We start from the raw sequence: 17543 nt of genomic DNA on the forward strand, positions 1-17543 counted from the left end.
GTTGTCAGACCACATTATATTAAATGACGTTTTATTTTTAATTAAATGGATATAATTGTTTTTATTGACGGCAGCGCGTGAGTATTAGCTGATAAATCCATTTATTAATATAATGATATAGAATATGACCGATAAAACTATCACCGATAAATTAAAAAGCATAGAAATTCAAAAGTTTAAAGTTCAAGGGTTTGATTTAATTGTAACTAAACCCGATGGTTCTATTGAGAACATTAAAAATGGGTTGTCTGAAGTTATCTTAGGAAACATGACATTATTGACTGAGCAAGGAACGATTATTTCACAAGATGAAATCCTATCATCAATAACCTTAAACGTGGGAGCCGATGCCGTTTATATCAAAGAGCAATTAACGAGTGATATCGTCGAATATACTGATAACCAAGCCTCAAAAAATAATAGTGAGCAAATAGAAGGTGAGGAACAGCAAGATGGTAATCGGCAAGACGATGAGCAAAGTTTCAACAAAAAACTAGCGGAGTTAAATCAAAAAAATCAGCAACTAGAAAAGACGCTTCAGACTTTGTCTTCTGAAAAAGACGAAAAGGAAGCATTACTAAGCTCGTCTTTAACAAAGCTTACAGAAGCGAAAAAACAGCTAAATCAGAAAAATAAATCGGAGAAAGCACCGGTAGAAGATAATGACTTAAGTTTTTCTCCACCACCCGCACCTGTGGCTATGCCAATAAGCGCCTCGTCATCATCTACTCAGTCTGCAAATAAGCCACCCGCAGCTTCCCAAATAGATAAACCGATAACACAGGTTTTTATTCAGGGGAAACTAAGCGAAGAGTCTGACTCAGGGAAAAAGGGCGATAATATTACCCATATTAATACACCGACATTTACTGGGGTTGTTTCTCCTGATAGTCAGGCTTATCTGACGATTAATGATAAAAAATATCCGATCACCGCAGATAAAGACGGGAAGTGGTTATTAAAAATCACAGAACCGCTAGACGATAAAATATATGAATATTCATTAGTGGCTTCCTCCGTTGGCGGTAAGCCAGTGACGGTGAATGGTCAATTTGAAGTGGACACTCAGCTTGATAACCTCTCTGTTAGCCTTGATGGGCATTCGGATATCGAAACATTGGGTGGGAGACAAACGAATAATCAGGTTCCTACTTTTGCTGGGAAAGCCGAAGCCGGTAGTTCAGTCACGCTAACAATTGCAGGACAAATTTTATCGACAGTTGCTGATGATAAAGGCGGGTGGCGAATTACTGTCGAGAAACCATTGGCTGATGGGGTATCTGACTATCAAGTCACTGCAGTGGATGCAGCGGGTAATCAAAAAACCATCACTGAGACCGTGACTATTAAAACCTCCCTGCCCGATGCAAGCGTACTGCTTGATAACTCGGCAGTTTTTTTGACCAATAAAGTGACGCCAACGCTTACGGGGAAAACAGATCCTAATGCCAGTATCGTCGTTAAGGTCGCTGAAAAAGAGTACTTCACCAAAGCTAATGCGCAAGGTGATTGGTCACTCACCATCAATAATAATCTAACGGATGGCTCATATGTATTAAAGGTTAAGGTCACAGACAGTGTAGGGAATCAGGGCATATTTATCCAAAGCCTACTAGTAGACACCACTCCACCCCCTGCACAAGCTAAGCTCAGAGAGAGCTGCGATTCGGGTGTCAAAGGTGACAATATCACCCAACAAGAAGCTGTAATATTGGAAGGCGAAACCAAACCGCAATCGACGGTCGTGGTCCAGTTTGCGGGGCAGGAATATAGCGTTATTGCGGATAAAGACGGGCACTGGCAAGTACCATTACCCGCAGTGAAGCAAGATGGTGTATATGATTTCCACGTGAAAGTGATAGACACCCTCGGAAACATTGGGGCGTCTGAAGGGCAGTTCACCGTAGATACTAAGGTTGATCGCTTATCTGTTTACCTTGAAGCGCAGTCTGATAGTGGCAATATCGGTGATAATATCACCAAAGAGACGCGTCCACACTTTACTGGCAAAGCAGAAGTGGGTAGCCGTATTGAGTTGACGATTGATGGGCAACAGTTAAAAACCTTTGCTGACAGCCATGGGGATTGGGCCGTGGCGGCTCAAAAAGCATTAGCCGACGGTATCTATCATTACGAAGTAGCGGTAATGGATGTGGCAGGCAACACCACTATAGTTACTGAGTCCGTGCAGATCAAAACCACATTGCAGCCGACAATTTTGCAACTTAATAATCAGTCTGATTTTGTCACTAACCAATTGACTCCCACCCTGTCAGGGCAATCTGAGCCCCATGCAAAGATAGAGATTTCTCTGAGCGGACAAAAATACTCAACGGTGGCCGATGAACAGGGTGCTTGGTCATTTATGGCCACCTCATTAGTCACGTCGGGAAGTTACCCACTCAAAGTGCTCGTTACCGATATTGCAGGAAATAGCGAGAAAATCAGCGAGACGGTGTGGGTAGACACCACGCCACCTGTTGCGCAAGCGAATCTGAACGAGAGTTGTGATTCAGGTATCAAAGGTGACAATATCACCCAACAAAAAACTGTAACATTGGAAGGCAAAACCAAATCTAAATCGACGGTCGCGGTCCAGTTTGCGGGGCTGGAGTACAGCGCTACTGCGGATAAAGACGGGTATTGGCAAATACCACTACCCGCAGTGAAGCAAGACGGTGTGTATGATTATCAGGTGAAAGTGACAGATATCATTGGAAATGTCGAGACGTCTAAAGGGCAATTCACTGTAGATAGCCATATTATCCTGACCGCAGGCTTAGATCCTGCAAGCCAAGAGAATTCGAATGCTTTAATAACTTACCTAAAACGCCCTCAAATCAGTGGCACATCGGATCCTGAAAGTAAAATCACTGCGGAATTTAAAGGACAAACTAAAATAGTTTATGCGGATCACCAAGGAAAATGGTCTCTGATTTTTGATGTCGATGCGAATGTCGGTAAGGATAACCACTATAAGGTTGTCGCAGAAGATACCGCGGGTAATCAAAATACCATTAGTCAGAGCTTTACGTACCTGCCCCCATCATTAGAGGGTGGGAATGCGGAGCTTCCGGCGCTTATAGTCACATTAGACGCGGCATGTGATAGTGGAAATAAAGGTGATTATATCACCAATATCAAAGCGCCTAAGTTTACTGGGATTGCGACTCCAGGGGCTAAAATTACACTGGTAATCGGGAATGAAAGTTTTCCTACTGTGGCAGATAAAGTGACTGGAAACTGGGAAGTTAAAGTTAAAGAACTCGAGGAAGGAAATAGCCAGTACCTTGTGACGGCTGAGCACCCGGTAAATGGACAAACAACGGATGTTTCTGGAAATATATTTATTGATACCACCGCCCCTGTATCCACGATTGAATTAAGTGCAGAAACGGATACAGGAACCAAAGGAAATTTTATTACCGCACATCGCAACCCTGTATTTACGGGAAGAGGGGAGCCGGGGTGTAAAGTTATATTGCAATTAAATAATGAGTTAGTTCCAACGACTGCCGATAATAATGGCAAGTGGAGCTTAAAGCTTTCCAATGAATTACCGAAAAACTTTATTGGTGATTATAAAATTACTGTTACGGATGCGGCAGATAATCAATTTGAAAAAATAGATACACTGATAATTAATTCTAATCCCCCAGAGATAACCGATGCTGCTCTGGCTTCACCTTGGACGAAAGGTAAATTCCATGATGATAAATCGACTAATGACTTAGAGGCAACTTTTACAGGCAAGGTAACCCCTGGTTCAAGTTTACAATTTAAATTTAGATTGAGTAATACAGATGAGCATGCGTTTTCCATTACCGACATTGATAAAGATGGGAATTGGTCTTTTAGTTTGCCTTCAGGTCTTCTTCGAGTAGACTGCCGTTATGACCTTGATAATATGTCATTAATTGCCACGTCCCCTGCTGGGTTGAAGACAGAAAAGGTGATTGAAGAAAAAGGTATTCAAATAAAGGATTGTGTTTTAAATGTAACATTTGAAGTGGCGGCAGAGTCGAGTAGTACGGGGGAAATTGATAACTCATTGAGTTCAAGTCGTTCACCGAAGTTACAGGGCGTGATTTCAGGAGCGACGGATAGAGATGAACTCAGTGCAACTATACTGATATGTGGTAAAACGTATTCGGTTAATTTGACTAATGGTCGAAAAAATTGGGATTTTAAGGTTCCAGCAGATATTCAACTCCCTCTAGGGGAAGTCCCCTATACTCTTACATTTAAAGACGTTTATGGCTCGGTAAGGGAGTTTTCTTCTTCCGTAATAATCAGTGATTTTAAATTTTACCTTGACCCCGATACGGATTCAGGTGAAATCGGTAACCACTATACCAATCATAAAAAACCCGTTTATAAAGGACAAATAACAGCCGGTGGTACGATTTCAGCGAAAGTAAATGGCCATAATTATCCTATACAAGCAAATGATAAGGGAGAGTGGCGTTTCGAAGTTCCTATTAAAGGGGATGGAGCCTACCATATTAGCTTTATCCAAGATGACGGTACAGTTTCAGTAGGGCAAACAACACTCAATATCCTCACCACAGAACCGGTGTTTAATGGCTTTGGTTTTGTTGATAAGCAATTTCATGCAGGTACGCAAGTTGCGAATGTAACCAATCCTAAACTGGTTTTCACTTATCGTGGAAACATGGATTATTACCTAATAAACGTGAATGGGAAAACCACTCGACATAATAAGCTACAAACTAAATATAATGGTTCTAAAACGGTGTTTGCTAATGAACTCGCCTTACCTGACGGTGAGCATGTAGCAAAGATAACTGCATTTGATATTGCTGGAAATAAAACAGAGCATGAAGTGGTTATTAAAGTGCTCAGTGACGAGTCCGGTAAGACCGCTCCAAGTATTGAATTTGGTGTGAATAATCAACAATTAATTTCTGCAAAGGACGGTAAATTACTTTTCAACCAAAATGACTTAACACTCACGGGGACGACGAGTGTCGCAAGCCTAGTTACCATCAAAGACATAAATGGAAAAATACTGGGTGCGGCAAAAGCAAATAATCAGGGGATTTGGCAAATACAATTACCCAATGACATCGTCCCTGTCGGTATTCAGGATGGTGAAAATATTAAATTATCAGTTACAGCAAAGGATTTAGTTAATCGTGAAACGCAGTTTGAGTTTGATTTAGTCTATGACATCTCTCCTCCTGAATTAACTGCGGAATTAGATGATCCGCTATCGAGTGGAGGTATTATCCATGTTAGCCAACCAACATTTAGTGGAACAACCAAAGTTAATTCGGAAGTACGCTTGACGATAAATGGAAAGACTTATCATACAACTGCGGGTCACGATGGTAACTGGCAAATTAAATTATCTGATACAGAGGCGCTTGCTGAGGGGGCTTACTCTTATGAAATCGAAGCCCGAGACATTTTGGGCCAAATTAGTTTGCAACCCATATTGGGCGATTTTAAAGTAAAAACCATCGCTTTAGCGGCGGGAGGGTTAACATCAGATTCAGATTCGGGGATTCAGGACGATAACCACACAAATGTAAATACGCCGACATTTAGCGGAATTACTGAACCAAATGCGGAAATTCGATTGGTTTTTGATAACAAAGTCTCTTCAACTTTTGAAACTATCGCCAATGAGAAAGGCGAATGGACGCTCCCTGTTGATATTGAATTGAGTGATGGTCTTCATGACTATGTGATTTTTGCAAATGATAAGATTCAGGGGATTAAAGGCCAAGTTTCAGGGCAATTGGTGATTGATACATCAGCGCCTGACTACCTTATTGGTGGTGTTGTGGACCCTGTAAGCTTTACCACTCAACAGGATATTTTAACCGATGTTTCTGTCCTGACTTTTGCAGGAATTGCAGAGCCTGAAACTTATGTACGGCTAACGATTGGCCAACAGGTTTATAAAGATATTAAGGTGAATGAAGGTGGTGAGTGGGCGTTTACTTTACCTCATTCACTTAAAGACGCTGATTATAACTATCTAATTGAGGCAATTGATATTGCGGGTAACATAGGAGTACAACGTTTAACCGGCACAGTGACCGTTGACGCGACACCCCCTGAAATTACGGAATGCAGCCTAGATGTGATGACTGACTCCGGTCTATTAAATGATGCCGTGACTAACCATAATCACCCAACATTCAGTGGAGTAACAGAACCGAATGCATTGGTTGAGTTCACTATCAATCAAAAAACGTACCAAGAGAGCGCCAATGAAAAAGGAGTATGGACAATTCCTGTAACAGAAACTCTGAACGATGGTTCCTATGATTATCTTATTAAGGTAAAGGATAAAGTAGGCCATAGCGCGGAAAAGACAGGGAAAGTCATGATAGATACTAAGGCACCTGAATTGAGTGGGAATTTAGATGACTCAACGAATACAGCGGATAAACAGGATGAGATCACCAGTATCAATACGCCAAAGTTCAGTGGTGTAACAGAGGCTGACACCATGGTATTTTTGACTATTGGTAATCAAACCTATAAGCAAAAATCAAATGAAGTGGGCCAATGGGAAATCTCTATGAATAACCCCTTAAAAGATGGCATTTATGACTATGAAGTCAATGTATATGATCAGGCAGGAAATCAGGCACAGGTTAAAAGTCGTATTACTATTTATTCCGATTTACCCGATGCGACCGTAACCCCAAAACCAGTAGATAATATCGAAGTGAATCAGGTTGATATTCCTCCAATAGATTCTACGTTGATACCAATAGATATTGATAATCACTATTTTTAGTTAAATAAGAGCCCTACCATGAAAATGGTGAGGCTCAAGTATTTATAGAAGATGATTAAAAGGGATATCGCGTATTAAAACAGAGGGTAGGTGAGATTTGGCTGGGAATGAAAACTTTTAAATGCCAGTAAAAAATAAGGAACATCATCATAGCCGACTTCTTGAGCAATACGCGTCATCGGCATATTTTCTGTTCTCGATAATATCATCGCTTTATTCATTCGGGACATTAAGCTAATTTTGGAAAAACTTGTATATTCACTGGCAAGTCTTCGTTTAAGGGTTGAGGAACTCATATGGAGCTTTTTCGCAATAGTATCTAGGGTATGGCACTGTTTTCCAGCGCTATGAAAAATTAAGTCATACACTTTGTCTTTTATCGAGATATTGATTGATGCATATAGTGTAGAGGTAAATTCATTCACTAATAAAAAAAAGGACAGAATAAAACTTAAATGAATATGAATAACATTATGGCTGGAAGGGGCGTTAACTTCTTTAATTGCAGCGTGAAATACATCTTCAATAATCGGGTTTTCTTGTAAGCTAGTACAGCAAATTTGACTTATTGAGGGAGTTTTTTTCTTATTAACAATTTTCTTATCAACAAATAATGCAGCATGTTGTTGGTAAAAGGATTTTAACATATCTGAGGTCATGGGAAGTACATCTGCAGCCAGCGGGTTGTGACTATCACGATTAATTATCTCAATTGAAGATCCTTTAGGAAGCAAACAGATATCTGATGTTGTCAGCTTTTGCCATTGGCCTTCTTCTATCCGCATTTCAATTTCACCTGAGCTCACTTTAAACAGTAGAGAGTGAGTTAGATAAAAGCTATTTTTTATTTTATTGGATAGGTTTTCAATATAAGAATGAAACGATTTTACACAGAAATTAGTCGACATTTTTTGAACCTAAATAAATATTACCTACGATTGCTACCGTAAAATTATTCTGGTTGTGTCAAAGAATTGTTCACGGTTTCCATATTTTTAACAACAAACCATGTGCTTGGATAAGCTGAAAAACGATTTGTTATTACCTCCTTACTTAATAAACTTCAACGTACAGCGATGTGATTTACTAAAAGGAACGTAGGGATACTAATTTTATGTGGGGTATATTGATTTAATTAATGGTCACGATTTTTTATATTTTTTAGAGGGAGCAATAAATTCGCAATTAGTCCGTACTATTCCAAATTTAGTGTTCTTAATGTATTGTTTTTATTTGAAATAATTATTTTAACTTTAATGTTGGAATTGAATTTCTAGGGTGACAAAAAGATAAGTAAGAAAAAAGCCAAAGTGAAATGGCAAAGCTCAGGCGCTAAATATTAAAAATAGTCACAAATCAAAAGGCAGAGGATATTGAAAATACCTCTGCCTCATTGTGTGTTAAGTCCGTAATTAATTTAATACTTGGCTTAACTGGTTATATAGCCCTTGTGCACTCTTCTTATAACCCTCGACGGAGAGATGCACATTGTCAGGTCGTGCTAAATCTTGTGCTGCCCATGTACGAATTGAACAAGGGCCTCCCATAAAGGCTTGCCAGTCCCAAAATAGCGTATTTTCCTGAGCGGCCACCGCCTTTTGAATTTGAATCACACTCGTTAAATTCACTGGCATTTGAGCTTGGCAACTCGCCGCATCATTAAATTTAAGTGAATCATTCGGGCCGATAAGTAAAATAACGCTATTTGGCATTTGTTGGCGAATTAAGCGAATTTTAGCGCGCAAATTTTGCTCGTAAGCGGCTAAATCTAACGTATCGTTAAAAGCCTCATTGGTACCATAGGCTAAAATCACCATATCAGGGGACATTTGCGCTAAGGTTTCGCTCCATTGTGGCTGCCATTTATCTGTCATACTCAATGTTGCACCATTGAGCCCAAGAGCTGAAAGCATGACTCCTGGCTTTTGCGAACGCACTAACCACCCGCCAATTTTTAACCCATTACCTTTATTAACAGTAACCTGAGCCGGAAGTTGGGTATTGACAGGGGACGAAAATACCCACTGGTTGCCTGTGGCTGGCAATGCAACATTGGGGGAAACCGCAGGAGCAACACGCATTTGTGAATCACCTGTGCTTTGGTATAGAGTTTGTAACTGATAAGCCCCTAGCGCAGGCTGTAAAGGCTTGAGCACCACTTTACTGTTGGCTGCTTGCGGCTCAGCGATTAGCCCACCAAGTGGGTAATCAAAGCGTTCATCTTTACGACTTGAAGCCAGCGACCACTCTTTCTTCTCGCTCGTGCGGTTAATGGTTGCTGTTCGTTGCCCCGGCACTGATATAGGAGGAATGAAACCTGGGCCTGCATCCCCATAGCGTTGCTGAAATAATGTTCTTAAATTGCCGCTGAAAAAGTCAGCAGCGGTGTGTGAGTCGCCAATTTGGACAATGTGTACTTGCTGGTTGCCTTGGCGTAACTTATTCGCCAACTGTGGCAAATTAGGCTCTGCGTTATTGACCAGCTGCCCTTGTGCAACCGCAGGCTGGTTTTTAGGCAAGCTAGTTGTGCGAGTTTTGTCTGATGTGTTCTGGCAAGACAATAATCCCAGCGACAAAAGCGCAATCACGCTACCCGCTAATATTTTGGACTTAGCTTGACACAGTTTGTTCAGTTTCATGAGGTTCCTTTTCTTCCTCTTCTTCGAAATGAATGAGTGAGAATACTTTTTCAGCAATCAGTTGTTGGCCTTTTCCGCTGAAATGGATCCCGTCACCACTTCGCAATTTAATGGTACTGCTTGCATCACCGATATAGTCAGAATAGGTATCGCCTTGATATTTAAAGACGTCATTGACCGAAAAGTAAATTTCACCGTTATCCTCAATTTCAGATTGATAGAGGCTACTTAAGAATTTCATACCATCGGAGAGCGTATTTTTACGCATATTAGGTGGGCCAACCCAAATAACATCAACATTGTGCTGGCGAGCGGTCGATATTATATCACTAATCCGCTCACGGTACACTTTTTCCCAATCTTCACTTTTAAATTTGACGTATTTATAACCCGTTTGTGGTGGCATGTCCCAAGGGTCGTTAGGCCCTAAAAAAACCACTAAAACCTTAATGTTGGGGTTATCATTCAATGCCTTGGCAATGGTTTGGGGCCAATTAAAAAAGCGTGGATATGCCAGCCCTGTGCTTTGCTTACTTAGATTAATGCTATCGATATTATATTTTTTCAAGAGCATGTTTTTAACATGTGGAGCGACGCCTTGCATCATGGAGTCCCCCGCAAACAGAACTTGTTGGCCTTTTTCGATATTGGCAATATGTTTTGCCACGATTGGCTGATCTTTCTTGATTGTGAAACCGCCAAAGCTAATTTTCTGGTTTTTCTCCCAAGCTTGTGGTCGTTTCAGCCGTTCAGGGAAGGTAACCGATAAGCTTTCAGCCGGATAAATGTAGCCATTTACGAAGTGAAGACCAATTTGAAACTCTTTGGGGAAATTGAGTTTTTTATCTTTATTGGCCAGTGCGAGCGCCGCGGCCTGTTTGTCTTCCTGCGCTTTTTGTCCTGATGCGTAGTAAGTGAATAGGCTTCCTGCCTCAAGCGCGCCATCATGTAAGTAAGCGCCATAATCCCAGATAGGATTACCTGCCATTTTCGCCCATGGGGTATCTTGGTGATATTTCTGTTGCCAAAATCGTTCTAGCGAGCTTTGATTCAACCAAATTAATAATAGGCCAGCAATTAGGACAATAAATAAAATCTGTCCAACTTTGATTAGGGTATTTTTAAACTCAGAAGTTAGCATAAATAAACCCCGGCATACCTGAAGGAGAAAGCATAAACATAATGGTTAGAATAATCGCGAGCGGAATAGGATAATAATACCAAGGAATGGTTTGGTATTTTTTTGCCACATAATGGTAGCCTTGTACAAAATAAGGGTAGGCAATCAACAGTAGCCAAAACGCGACTAATAACCCTAAGCTTGCATTAATAGAAGCGATAAAACCAGGGGCAATGATTTGATTGACCATTAACAGTGCATCATCAAATGAGGCACTACGGAAGAAAATCCACGCAAAACAAACGAAATGGAAAGTTATAATTCGTGATACCCAAACTGATAATGTCTTATTTGGGATTACTTGGGTCCACCCTAGTTTTTCCATGCATAAACTCTTAAGATTGAGTAGCACAATTCCTAGTCCATGAATGGCTCCCCAAACGACAAATGTCATTGCTGCGCCGTGCCATAATCCTGAAATGACCATCGCAAGGAATACATTGGTGTTCATACGGCTAAAACCTTTACGGTTACCGCCAAGAGGAATATAAACATAGTCGCGAATAAAGGTCGATAAGCTGATATGCCAACGGGCCCAAAACTCTTTTAAATTTGCAGCTAAATAAGGCGCATTAAAGTTAACAGGGACTCTAAATCCTAATAATAACGCGATGCCCGTCACCAGATTGGTATAACCTGAGAAGTTAAAGTAAATATTCCAAGCATAGGCATAGGTTGCTACTAGGATCTCCCCCGCACTGTAACCCACGGGAGCGTCAAAGACTGGGTTGACAAAATTTTCAGACAAGTATGAGCTAAATAAAAACAATTTCACTAGTGCTAATGAAATAAGCAATATGGCTTTTCGAGGATCTAAAATCTCACGGCTTTCCGCTTGTATTTGGGGAAGAAAGTTCTTTGCGCGGTTGATTGGCCCTGCGACGATGCTCGGAAAAAATGCAAGATACAGTGTTACATCAAAGAAATCGGCTTTAGGAATTTCTTTGCGACAAACCGATACTGTATAGCTAACCGAGTGGAATACATAAAAGGACAGCCCAAGTGGTGCGAGTATTTCCAATATAGGAAGACCAACACTAAAACCAAATTTATCGAGAGTTTGCTGAATGGTCTCTTGGAAGAATGAATAATATTTAAAGGTGGTAAAGAATCCAACAATGACCGCGGTAAGAATACCGTATATCCATCTACTCGAAAGCCAATTAGTTGCCACATTGGTAAGCAAATAAATAATCAGTGTGTAGCTAAATAAGATATAAGCAAAGTCAGGGCTAAATGAATAAACAAAAAAATAGCTAGCAGTGATTAATAAGCCATTTTGTAACTTTGCACTGGGCTGACAACCCCAATAAATAAGAAAAAAAATCAAGAAAGAGCCAAGAAACTCAAAAGAGAAGAAATTCATATTAGACTCAAAGATGTTAATTATTTTGTTAGAAGGTTAGGGTATATGATATTTGATCTCTTTTTCTATGCAATCAGAATATTGCTTGTCATATTGCTCGTCATATTTCGAGCGGTGACTTTGTTGGCTACGTTCAGCTACCCTAGTCACATACTTATGTATGCTCCTAGGGATATCCTCTCTTGCCGCCTCGCCACCACTCGAACTATTTAGAGCAATAGAGTAAATCTAAAAAACTGAATTGGTTGAATGAGTAAAATAAGTTCAATGCGGTTTGTGAGGGATAAAAAAAATCCACTTAGTTAAGTGGATTTTTCATGTCTTGTACCTGGTGATACAACATTAAATGCGAGTGGCTGCTCTTTGTTGAGCTTGTGTAATCAATTCTTCATTACTCGCGTACATCTCTTGTAAATAGCGGTTATAGGTTGAACCTAACTCTGAGTACCCCTTCATATCATTGATTAGCTTTTTCGTATCCAGCTCATCTTTTGATAAACGCTGCTTTGCTCGTGAAGTTCGTAGAGATTCATAAGCGTTATGGGTATTCATGTTTTTCATATAAGCAGTAACGGTATCTTCTACAGAAGAATATGTAGAATAGCCTTTAATCTTTCCTTGTTTGGTCTGGCAGCCACTACCGCAGCGCATACCAAATAAGTTACCGTTTTGCAGAGCGAGTTGTGATGTACCCCAACCAGACTCTGTTGCTGCTTGTGTTGCAACTAAGTGTGTTGGCATGATGTCGACTCGACTCAATAGTTTGTTCCAATTTAAACGTTTTGGATTACTACATTTCATACCATAGCTATTACAGATTTGTTCAAGACGGCGCAACTCTTGGGCGCTCCACTTCTTGTTAGCTCGTACTGATAACAACCAAGTACGTTCAGCCATAATCTGCTTATTCACTTTTTCTATAACAGGGACAACCGTTTTCAAAAATGCTTTCTTTCGAGGCGTACCAGAAGGGTATTTACGTAAATCAGGGAGTGAGGTTTTAGCCTGACTTACATTCTGCTGCACAGTTTTATTAGTATACTCTTTATTGAGCATTGTGCTGGTACTGGTGGAGCCCATACTCAGGCTCGAAAATAAAAGTAAAAATAAGAAAGCGAAGACGGCGTTTGTCCTCATCGTTCGAGAGGGCATTTGCTTCTCCTAAGTATCTCTGAACAAAATTCGAGCGAATATTAGCAGATTAATTTTTTACGAGCTACATTTATCCGGGTGACATTAGGGAAATTTCTGTATTATTTTGTAGACTTTTTTCAATTATTATGATCTTGCTGTTTTTGCATGGTTGAATGTTTCTATTGGTATATTTTCATGTGATGAATGATAAATTAAACTGTTTATTCTCGTGGCGCTTAGCGTTAACTTAAGTTAAATTTGATTAAAATTCATACTATTCATTCAGTTATTATAGGGTTATTTTGTCTGAAAAATAAGCGATTGAATGTCTATTTTTTAACCAAAATGAGATCTTCATCGTTTTATTAAAGTCTATCGAGGCGGTAAAAGTGAAATAACATTATTATCTGCAAATGAGTAAAAAGTGACATTTAACTTAAAATTCTAAGTGCGGTAATGACAGGACAAAGTCCGATAAAGCGGTTTACATGAATATCACAAATCTGCTGATTAAGGCTTTAAAACTTGTTGCAGTAAATCTTGTTGCTTCGCATCTTCCGCCAACTTTGGAAAATCGGCCACCGTCCAATAAGAGACAGGCTTGGGAAGTTGCTTCATATTGTCAGTAGGGAGCAAGCGCAGTTGCGCGAGTAATGACAAATCATATTTGAGGTAGCGTTCGGGCAAGGTTAAAAGTAAACCTTCAGATGGCATAATTTGTGGGGGCATCAAAGGATAACGTTGGTCATTTGTATGGTAATCTCTTGTTAAAACAAGAAATTTCTCCGGTACTCTACGGTAACTGTTCCACCACAAACCATCAACGCTATCAAATGTTTTCCGTGTGGTTTTTCTATCTTTGCTGCCTAGCTGGTGAAGAGCCAGTGGAAGAATCTTTTCCATTGATTGAGAGTAAGTGGCTAAAGAGCCAGCTCGGCCTTGTAGTATCAGGGTTAAGGCCAGACGAGAACCGAGTAAGTTGGAGTACAGGTCTTCAGGGGAAAATGCGGAAATCCCTTCAGAAAATCCTGGTACAGATTGGTAACCATACCACTGCGCAATTTCATGCCATACAGCGAGTTGAAAAGCTAATTTTGCGGCTAAATAGGCACTAAGGGTATAGCGCTGCTCAGCAGATTGTGGCGGTTCAAATGCGCTGAAATGTATTTGTCTATCCGCTAGCTCCTCACTAAGAGATAGCGACCATTGTTGACCAAGGCGTGGATAAATTTGGCTAAATAAGTAAAAAGTATAATCTGCAGTATCTCTGACATGGGAAATATCAATAAACCCGCTCTTATCCGTATAGAGTAAGCCTATTTTTTCATTACTGAGCCCCATTAATGCCGCAGAGGCACCTAAAAAGCTGTCATTATAATGATGTTCACCGAGGCTATCTGCTTCAACGATATTATCGATAGTGTAAAACGGGACAGGTAGTCCCCATAGTTCAGCTTGCAAGTTGTAGCCGAAAGCGCAGCAAGCCCGTAAACCTTGTGGAGGGGCTAAAGAAGCAATAACAGGCCAAGCTTGTGAGGCCTCCTCAACGGTATAAGGGGTAACGACTGGCTCAATAGTGGGCAATTCTAGTTTGTCATGGTTTTGGCAGGCGGCTAATAAAAGCGCAATCCCTATTGGTGTAACCCATTTGGACATTAGAATGCCTCCCCAACCTGAAAATAGATCCCTGTACTGTTGCGGCCGACACCTAAATCCAAACGGACATTCATTCTTGGTTTAAATTCAAAACGATAGCCTACACCTACGGTAGGTAACCAATGCCCTTGGCCTAATTCGGACGCCGTATCACTCATGGTTCCTGTTCCTAACCAACCCACAATACCATGGCGCCAATCGAGTTTATGGCGAAGTTCAATTTGGCTGGTGAATATATTGTTATCACGATAGCGGCCTTCGTAATACCCGCGCATACGGTTACCATTACCGAGTAATGATAGCTGGTTCCACGGCACATTTCCGCTTGAAAACCTTGCATAATTGTCGAACGCAATAACAGTCTCTTCGGCTAACTGATGATAGTACGCATATTGCAATTGGGTGGTTTGAAAACGAGTGTCACTCCCTAGATTTGGGGCAAAATAGGTATAAACCACTTCGAAAGCTTGTCCTTGGTAGGCATTAGGCAAAAAATCACGAGTATCATAACTGTAATATGCACTGATGCCTGAATTTAATACCGAGCGACCCCCAATTGAATTGGAGAAATAGTGTTTGGCGCCATCATCAGGATCGCTGGCGTTGATTGACGAAAAGTTCCAACCGAGCCCAACATAAGTAGAATCAGCCAGTTGGTATAAGGCTCTTGGGGTTATTTGGAACTCCTGGGAATGGTACTTTTCTTTATTGTGATCGTTTTTCCCTGCAGAATATCCCTTACCCCAATAATAAGTGGGAATATTGTTAATTGTGCCGGAAATAAATAATCTCCACTGGTCGTTATCAATAAAATTATAATTGGTAAAATTTAAGCCAAATGCACCTGTAGACGACGCAAAACCGCTTAAGCCAATAGACGATGGCTGGGTTTGTTTATCTTCTTTATCTATTCGATATAAACCAACCAGAGCGGTACCAATACCAATGCCCATTTCGGGGGTATAAAATGGCCCTGGCAATATGCCCCAATCAACAGTTTTACTTTCATCAAAGCTATTTTCCCCCCCGAGATCGTTTAGCCAGCCATCGATTTGCTGGCGATCGGGAAGGAAATCAGCTTTAGCGGGAAAAATAATAAAAAGGCTGAGCAAGGCCAGCCTTTGAATAATTGCCGAATGCCACATTAAAAACGGAATTCCCCAGAAATAAAGAAGCTGTTACGGTTGTTAAAGCCGATTTCGGTTAATACATTAAAATTTCGAGTCAGTTCAACTCGAGCACCAACGGTATTATTCCATTTATGGGCAAGATGCTGTTTAACATCGAATTTAACATTGCCTACTATGGGTTTCATTGCAGGATCATTCATGAAGAAATCAAGTTCTTCGGGAAGGTTCAATTTACTAACGTCACCTTTAAAACGCTGAGTGATATCTTGGTACATGGCACCAGTCCAAATTTGAACTTTGGTATTCCCTTGACCACTAATCAATGGCTCGAACACAAATTCGTATCCAATACGGGGTGTCATAACAAAAGCGGTAATATCACCATCTAAGATATCAAGGTTTGTTTTAGTGTAGTTTAGGTCTAATGTTCCAAAAAATTGGTTATATCCACCAGCAAAGGTTACCCCACCTCCGTATGTTTTTCCTTTAAAATCCAATGAAAAAGGTAAGTTCTCCCACATTGGGTTAGGTTGCCCTTTCATATATATACCAGAGATATTAGTTTTAGATGAACCTTTTGTTTTTCCATAAACACCGTAAATATTCATGAATGGTAGAACCCAAGCATCCAGCTTTAGCATATGTGATTCATTTTTTTCTCGGGTATGACCTGTTTCAACTAAAATGTTAGAAAGAAGGCCTTGTCCTAATCGTGTATCAGAGTTAAAGCCAATCTTATCGACGATAATGTCTTGGCGGAGATTCATATAACCATAACTTGCCCCAAATGGTTCCGGTAAATCATACCCTCGAGCACGGGCTTCATCGCCCCAAATCGGCAGTACTCGTGACTCTGAGGTAGAAGAACGAGTAATGCCGCCTTCGCTGTTATTTTGGGGTACTCCAGATTCACTTACAGAGACTGAAAATAATGGGCGATCGCTATCAGCAAAGCTCACAGACATGCTCATAATAGAAGAAAGGATCAGTGCAGTACTGAATTGAATGCGTTTCATAAAATTGGCTCAATATTTGGACAAAAAAGAAGTGTAATAGATAAATTGTTATTAGTCGTACAGTGATGATGATAATTCTATCATTAGAGGCCCATTTTTAGATGGCGCTTAATGCTTTTTTGTTGATAAATAGAACCAAATAAATATGCGTTTATTGTTTATTTAAGAATAGCCGCTCAAAAGGGGCAAAACAGGTGCCGATATCATAAACAGCATCGGCACTGAGCGGGGAAAAGGCTATTTTTTAGTTTGCTGATGAAACTTAACACGCTCATGAAAATAGGCTTTCAAATGGTCTTCCATTTGGTGAATTTTTTGTTCTAAGGCGTTGACCAACACTTCATCGCTGTTCATATCGAAAACACGTTGCATTGCGAGGTCATCGACATATTCTTTTTGTGCTTTGGTTAAATCAGCCATATTTGAATTACCTTTATTGAAATAGAACTTTTTGCTTTATCAATTTAAAGCAAACTAAAGAAAGAGCATTATTGTGCCTCAGTCAATACAGTATGAAAAGTAGAATAACTGATTGTCGAATAATGATTATTTATTAACTTAGTTACAATATGAAGGATCAAATCACAATCTCTGTTTGTTAAGAATAATCACAATATTCTTAATGAATATAAGCTGATATC

The 17543-nt window shown here is 40.2% G+C and carries 10 protein-coding genes; 1 reads left to right on the top strand and 9 read right to left on the bottom strand.

The window, feature by feature from the left end; translation table 11 throughout:
- The first annotated feature begins 124 nt into the window (after positions 1-124).
- On the top strand, positions 125-6781 hold the full coding sequence (locus PR800_RS06330; protein WP_272530406.1) for an Ig-like domain-containing protein: 6657 nt from the start codon (positions 125-127) through the stop codon (positions 6779-6781).
- Between the two features lie 74 nt (positions 6782-6855).
- On the opposite strand, the gene PR800_RS06335 is transcribed toward PR800_RS06330, so the two are convergent.
- The 9 genes from PR800_RS06335 to PR800_RS06375 all read right to left on the bottom strand — a co-directional run bounded on the left by PR800_RS06335 (position 6856) and on the right by PR800_RS06375 (position 17322).
- Positions 6856-7689, bottom strand: a complete 834-nt coding sequence (locus PR800_RS06335) for a helix-turn-helix domain-containing protein (protein ID WP_102139180.1) — start codon at positions 7687-7689, stop codon at positions 6856-6858.
- A gap of 504 nt (positions 7690-8193) precedes the next feature.
- Entirely contained in the window at positions 8194-9420 is a 1227-nt protein-coding gene (locus tag PR800_RS06340) for an SGNH/GDSL hydrolase family protein (protein WP_210844380.1), read from the bottom strand.
- The gene (locus PR800_RS06345; protein ID WP_210848786.1) at positions 9392-10561 is read right to left on the bottom strand and encodes an SGNH/GDSL hydrolase family protein; all 1170 of its coding nucleotides are present in this window, start codon (positions 10559-10561) and stop codon (positions 9392-9394) included. The genes PR800_RS06340 and PR800_RS06345 overlap by 29 nt, the downstream gene beginning before the upstream one ends.
- Positions 10548-11966, bottom strand: a complete 1419-nt coding sequence (locus tag PR800_RS06350; protein ID WP_210848787.1) for an MBOAT family O-acyltransferase — start codon at positions 11964-11966, stop codon at positions 10548-10550. The genes PR800_RS06345 and PR800_RS06350 overlap by 14 nt, the downstream gene beginning before the upstream one ends.
- Positions 11967-12308: 342 nt before the next feature.
- Entirely contained in the window at positions 12309-13118 is an 810-nt protein-coding gene (locus PR800_RS06355) for a protein bax (RefSeq protein ID WP_102139177.1), read from the bottom strand.
- Positions 13119-13610: 492 nt separating this feature from the next.
- Complete coding sequence (locus tag PR800_RS06360) at positions 13611-14756, bottom strand: DUF4056 domain-containing protein (RefSeq protein ID WP_166267814.1); 1146 nt, start codon at positions 14754-14756, stop codon at positions 13611-13613.
- Entirely contained in the window at positions 14756-15901 is a 1146-nt protein-coding gene (locus PR800_RS06365) for a BamA/TamA family outer membrane protein (RefSeq protein WP_102139175.1), read from the bottom strand. The genes PR800_RS06360 and PR800_RS06365 overlap by 1 nt, the downstream gene beginning before the upstream one ends.
- Entirely contained in the window at positions 15901-16902 is a 1002-nt protein-coding gene (locus PR800_RS06370) for a hypothetical protein (protein ID WP_102139174.1), read from the bottom strand. The genes PR800_RS06365 and PR800_RS06370 overlap by 1 nt, the downstream gene beginning before the upstream one ends.
- Before the next feature lie 237 nt (positions 16903-17139).
- On the bottom strand, positions 17140-17322 hold the full coding sequence (locus tag PR800_RS06375; RefSeq protein WP_102139173.1) for a hypothetical protein: 183 nt from the start codon (positions 17320-17322) through the stop codon (positions 17140-17142).
- Positions 17323-17543 lie beyond the last annotated feature (221 nt).

The organism is Providencia sp. PROV205, from assembly GCF_028479505.1.
GTDB classification, from domain to species: Bacteria; Pseudomonadota; Gammaproteobacteria; order Enterobacterales; family Enterobacteriaceae; genus Providencia; species Providencia huaxiensis.

Excerpts from the sequence above, each read along its gene's own strand:
- PR800_RS06330 (WP_272530406.1), top strand. The coding sequence starts at position 125 with ATGACCGATAAAACTATCACCGATAAATTAAAAAGCATAGAAATTCAA.
- PR800_RS06345 (WP_210848786.1), bottom strand. The coding sequence starts at position 10,561 with ATGCTAACTTCTGAGTTTAAAAATACCCTAATCAAAGTTGGACAGATT.
- PR800_RS06340 (WP_210844380.1), bottom strand. The coding sequence starts at position 9,420 with ATGAAACTGAACAAACTGTGTCAAGCTAAGTCCAAAATATTAGCGGGT.
- PR800_RS06335 (WP_102139180.1), bottom strand. The coding sequence starts at position 7,689 with ATGTCGACTAATTTCTGTGTAAAATCGTTTCATTCTTATATTGAAAAC.
- PR800_RS06360 (WP_166267814.1), bottom strand. The coding sequence starts at position 14,756 with ATGTCCAAATGGGTTACACCAATAGGGATTGCGCTTTTATTAGCCGCC.
- PR800_RS06350 (WP_210848787.1), bottom strand. The coding sequence starts at position 11,966 with ATGAATTTCTTCTCTTTTGAGTTTCTTGGCTCTTTCTTGATTTTTTTT.
- PR800_RS06355 (WP_102139177.1), bottom strand. The coding sequence starts at position 13,118 with ATGCCCTCTCGAACGATGAGGACAAACGCCGTCTTCGCTTTCTTATTT.
- PR800_RS06375 (WP_102139173.1), bottom strand. The coding sequence starts at position 17,322 with ATGGCTGATTTAACCAAAGCACAAAAAGAATATGTCGATGACCTCGCA.
- PR800_RS06365 (WP_102139175.1), bottom strand. The coding sequence starts at position 15,901 with ATGTGGCATTCGGCAATTATTCAAAGGCTGGCCTTGCTCAGCCTTTTT.
- PR800_RS06370 (WP_102139174.1), bottom strand. The coding sequence starts at position 16,902 with ATGAAACGCATTCAATTCAGTACTGCACTGATCCTTTCTTCTATTATG.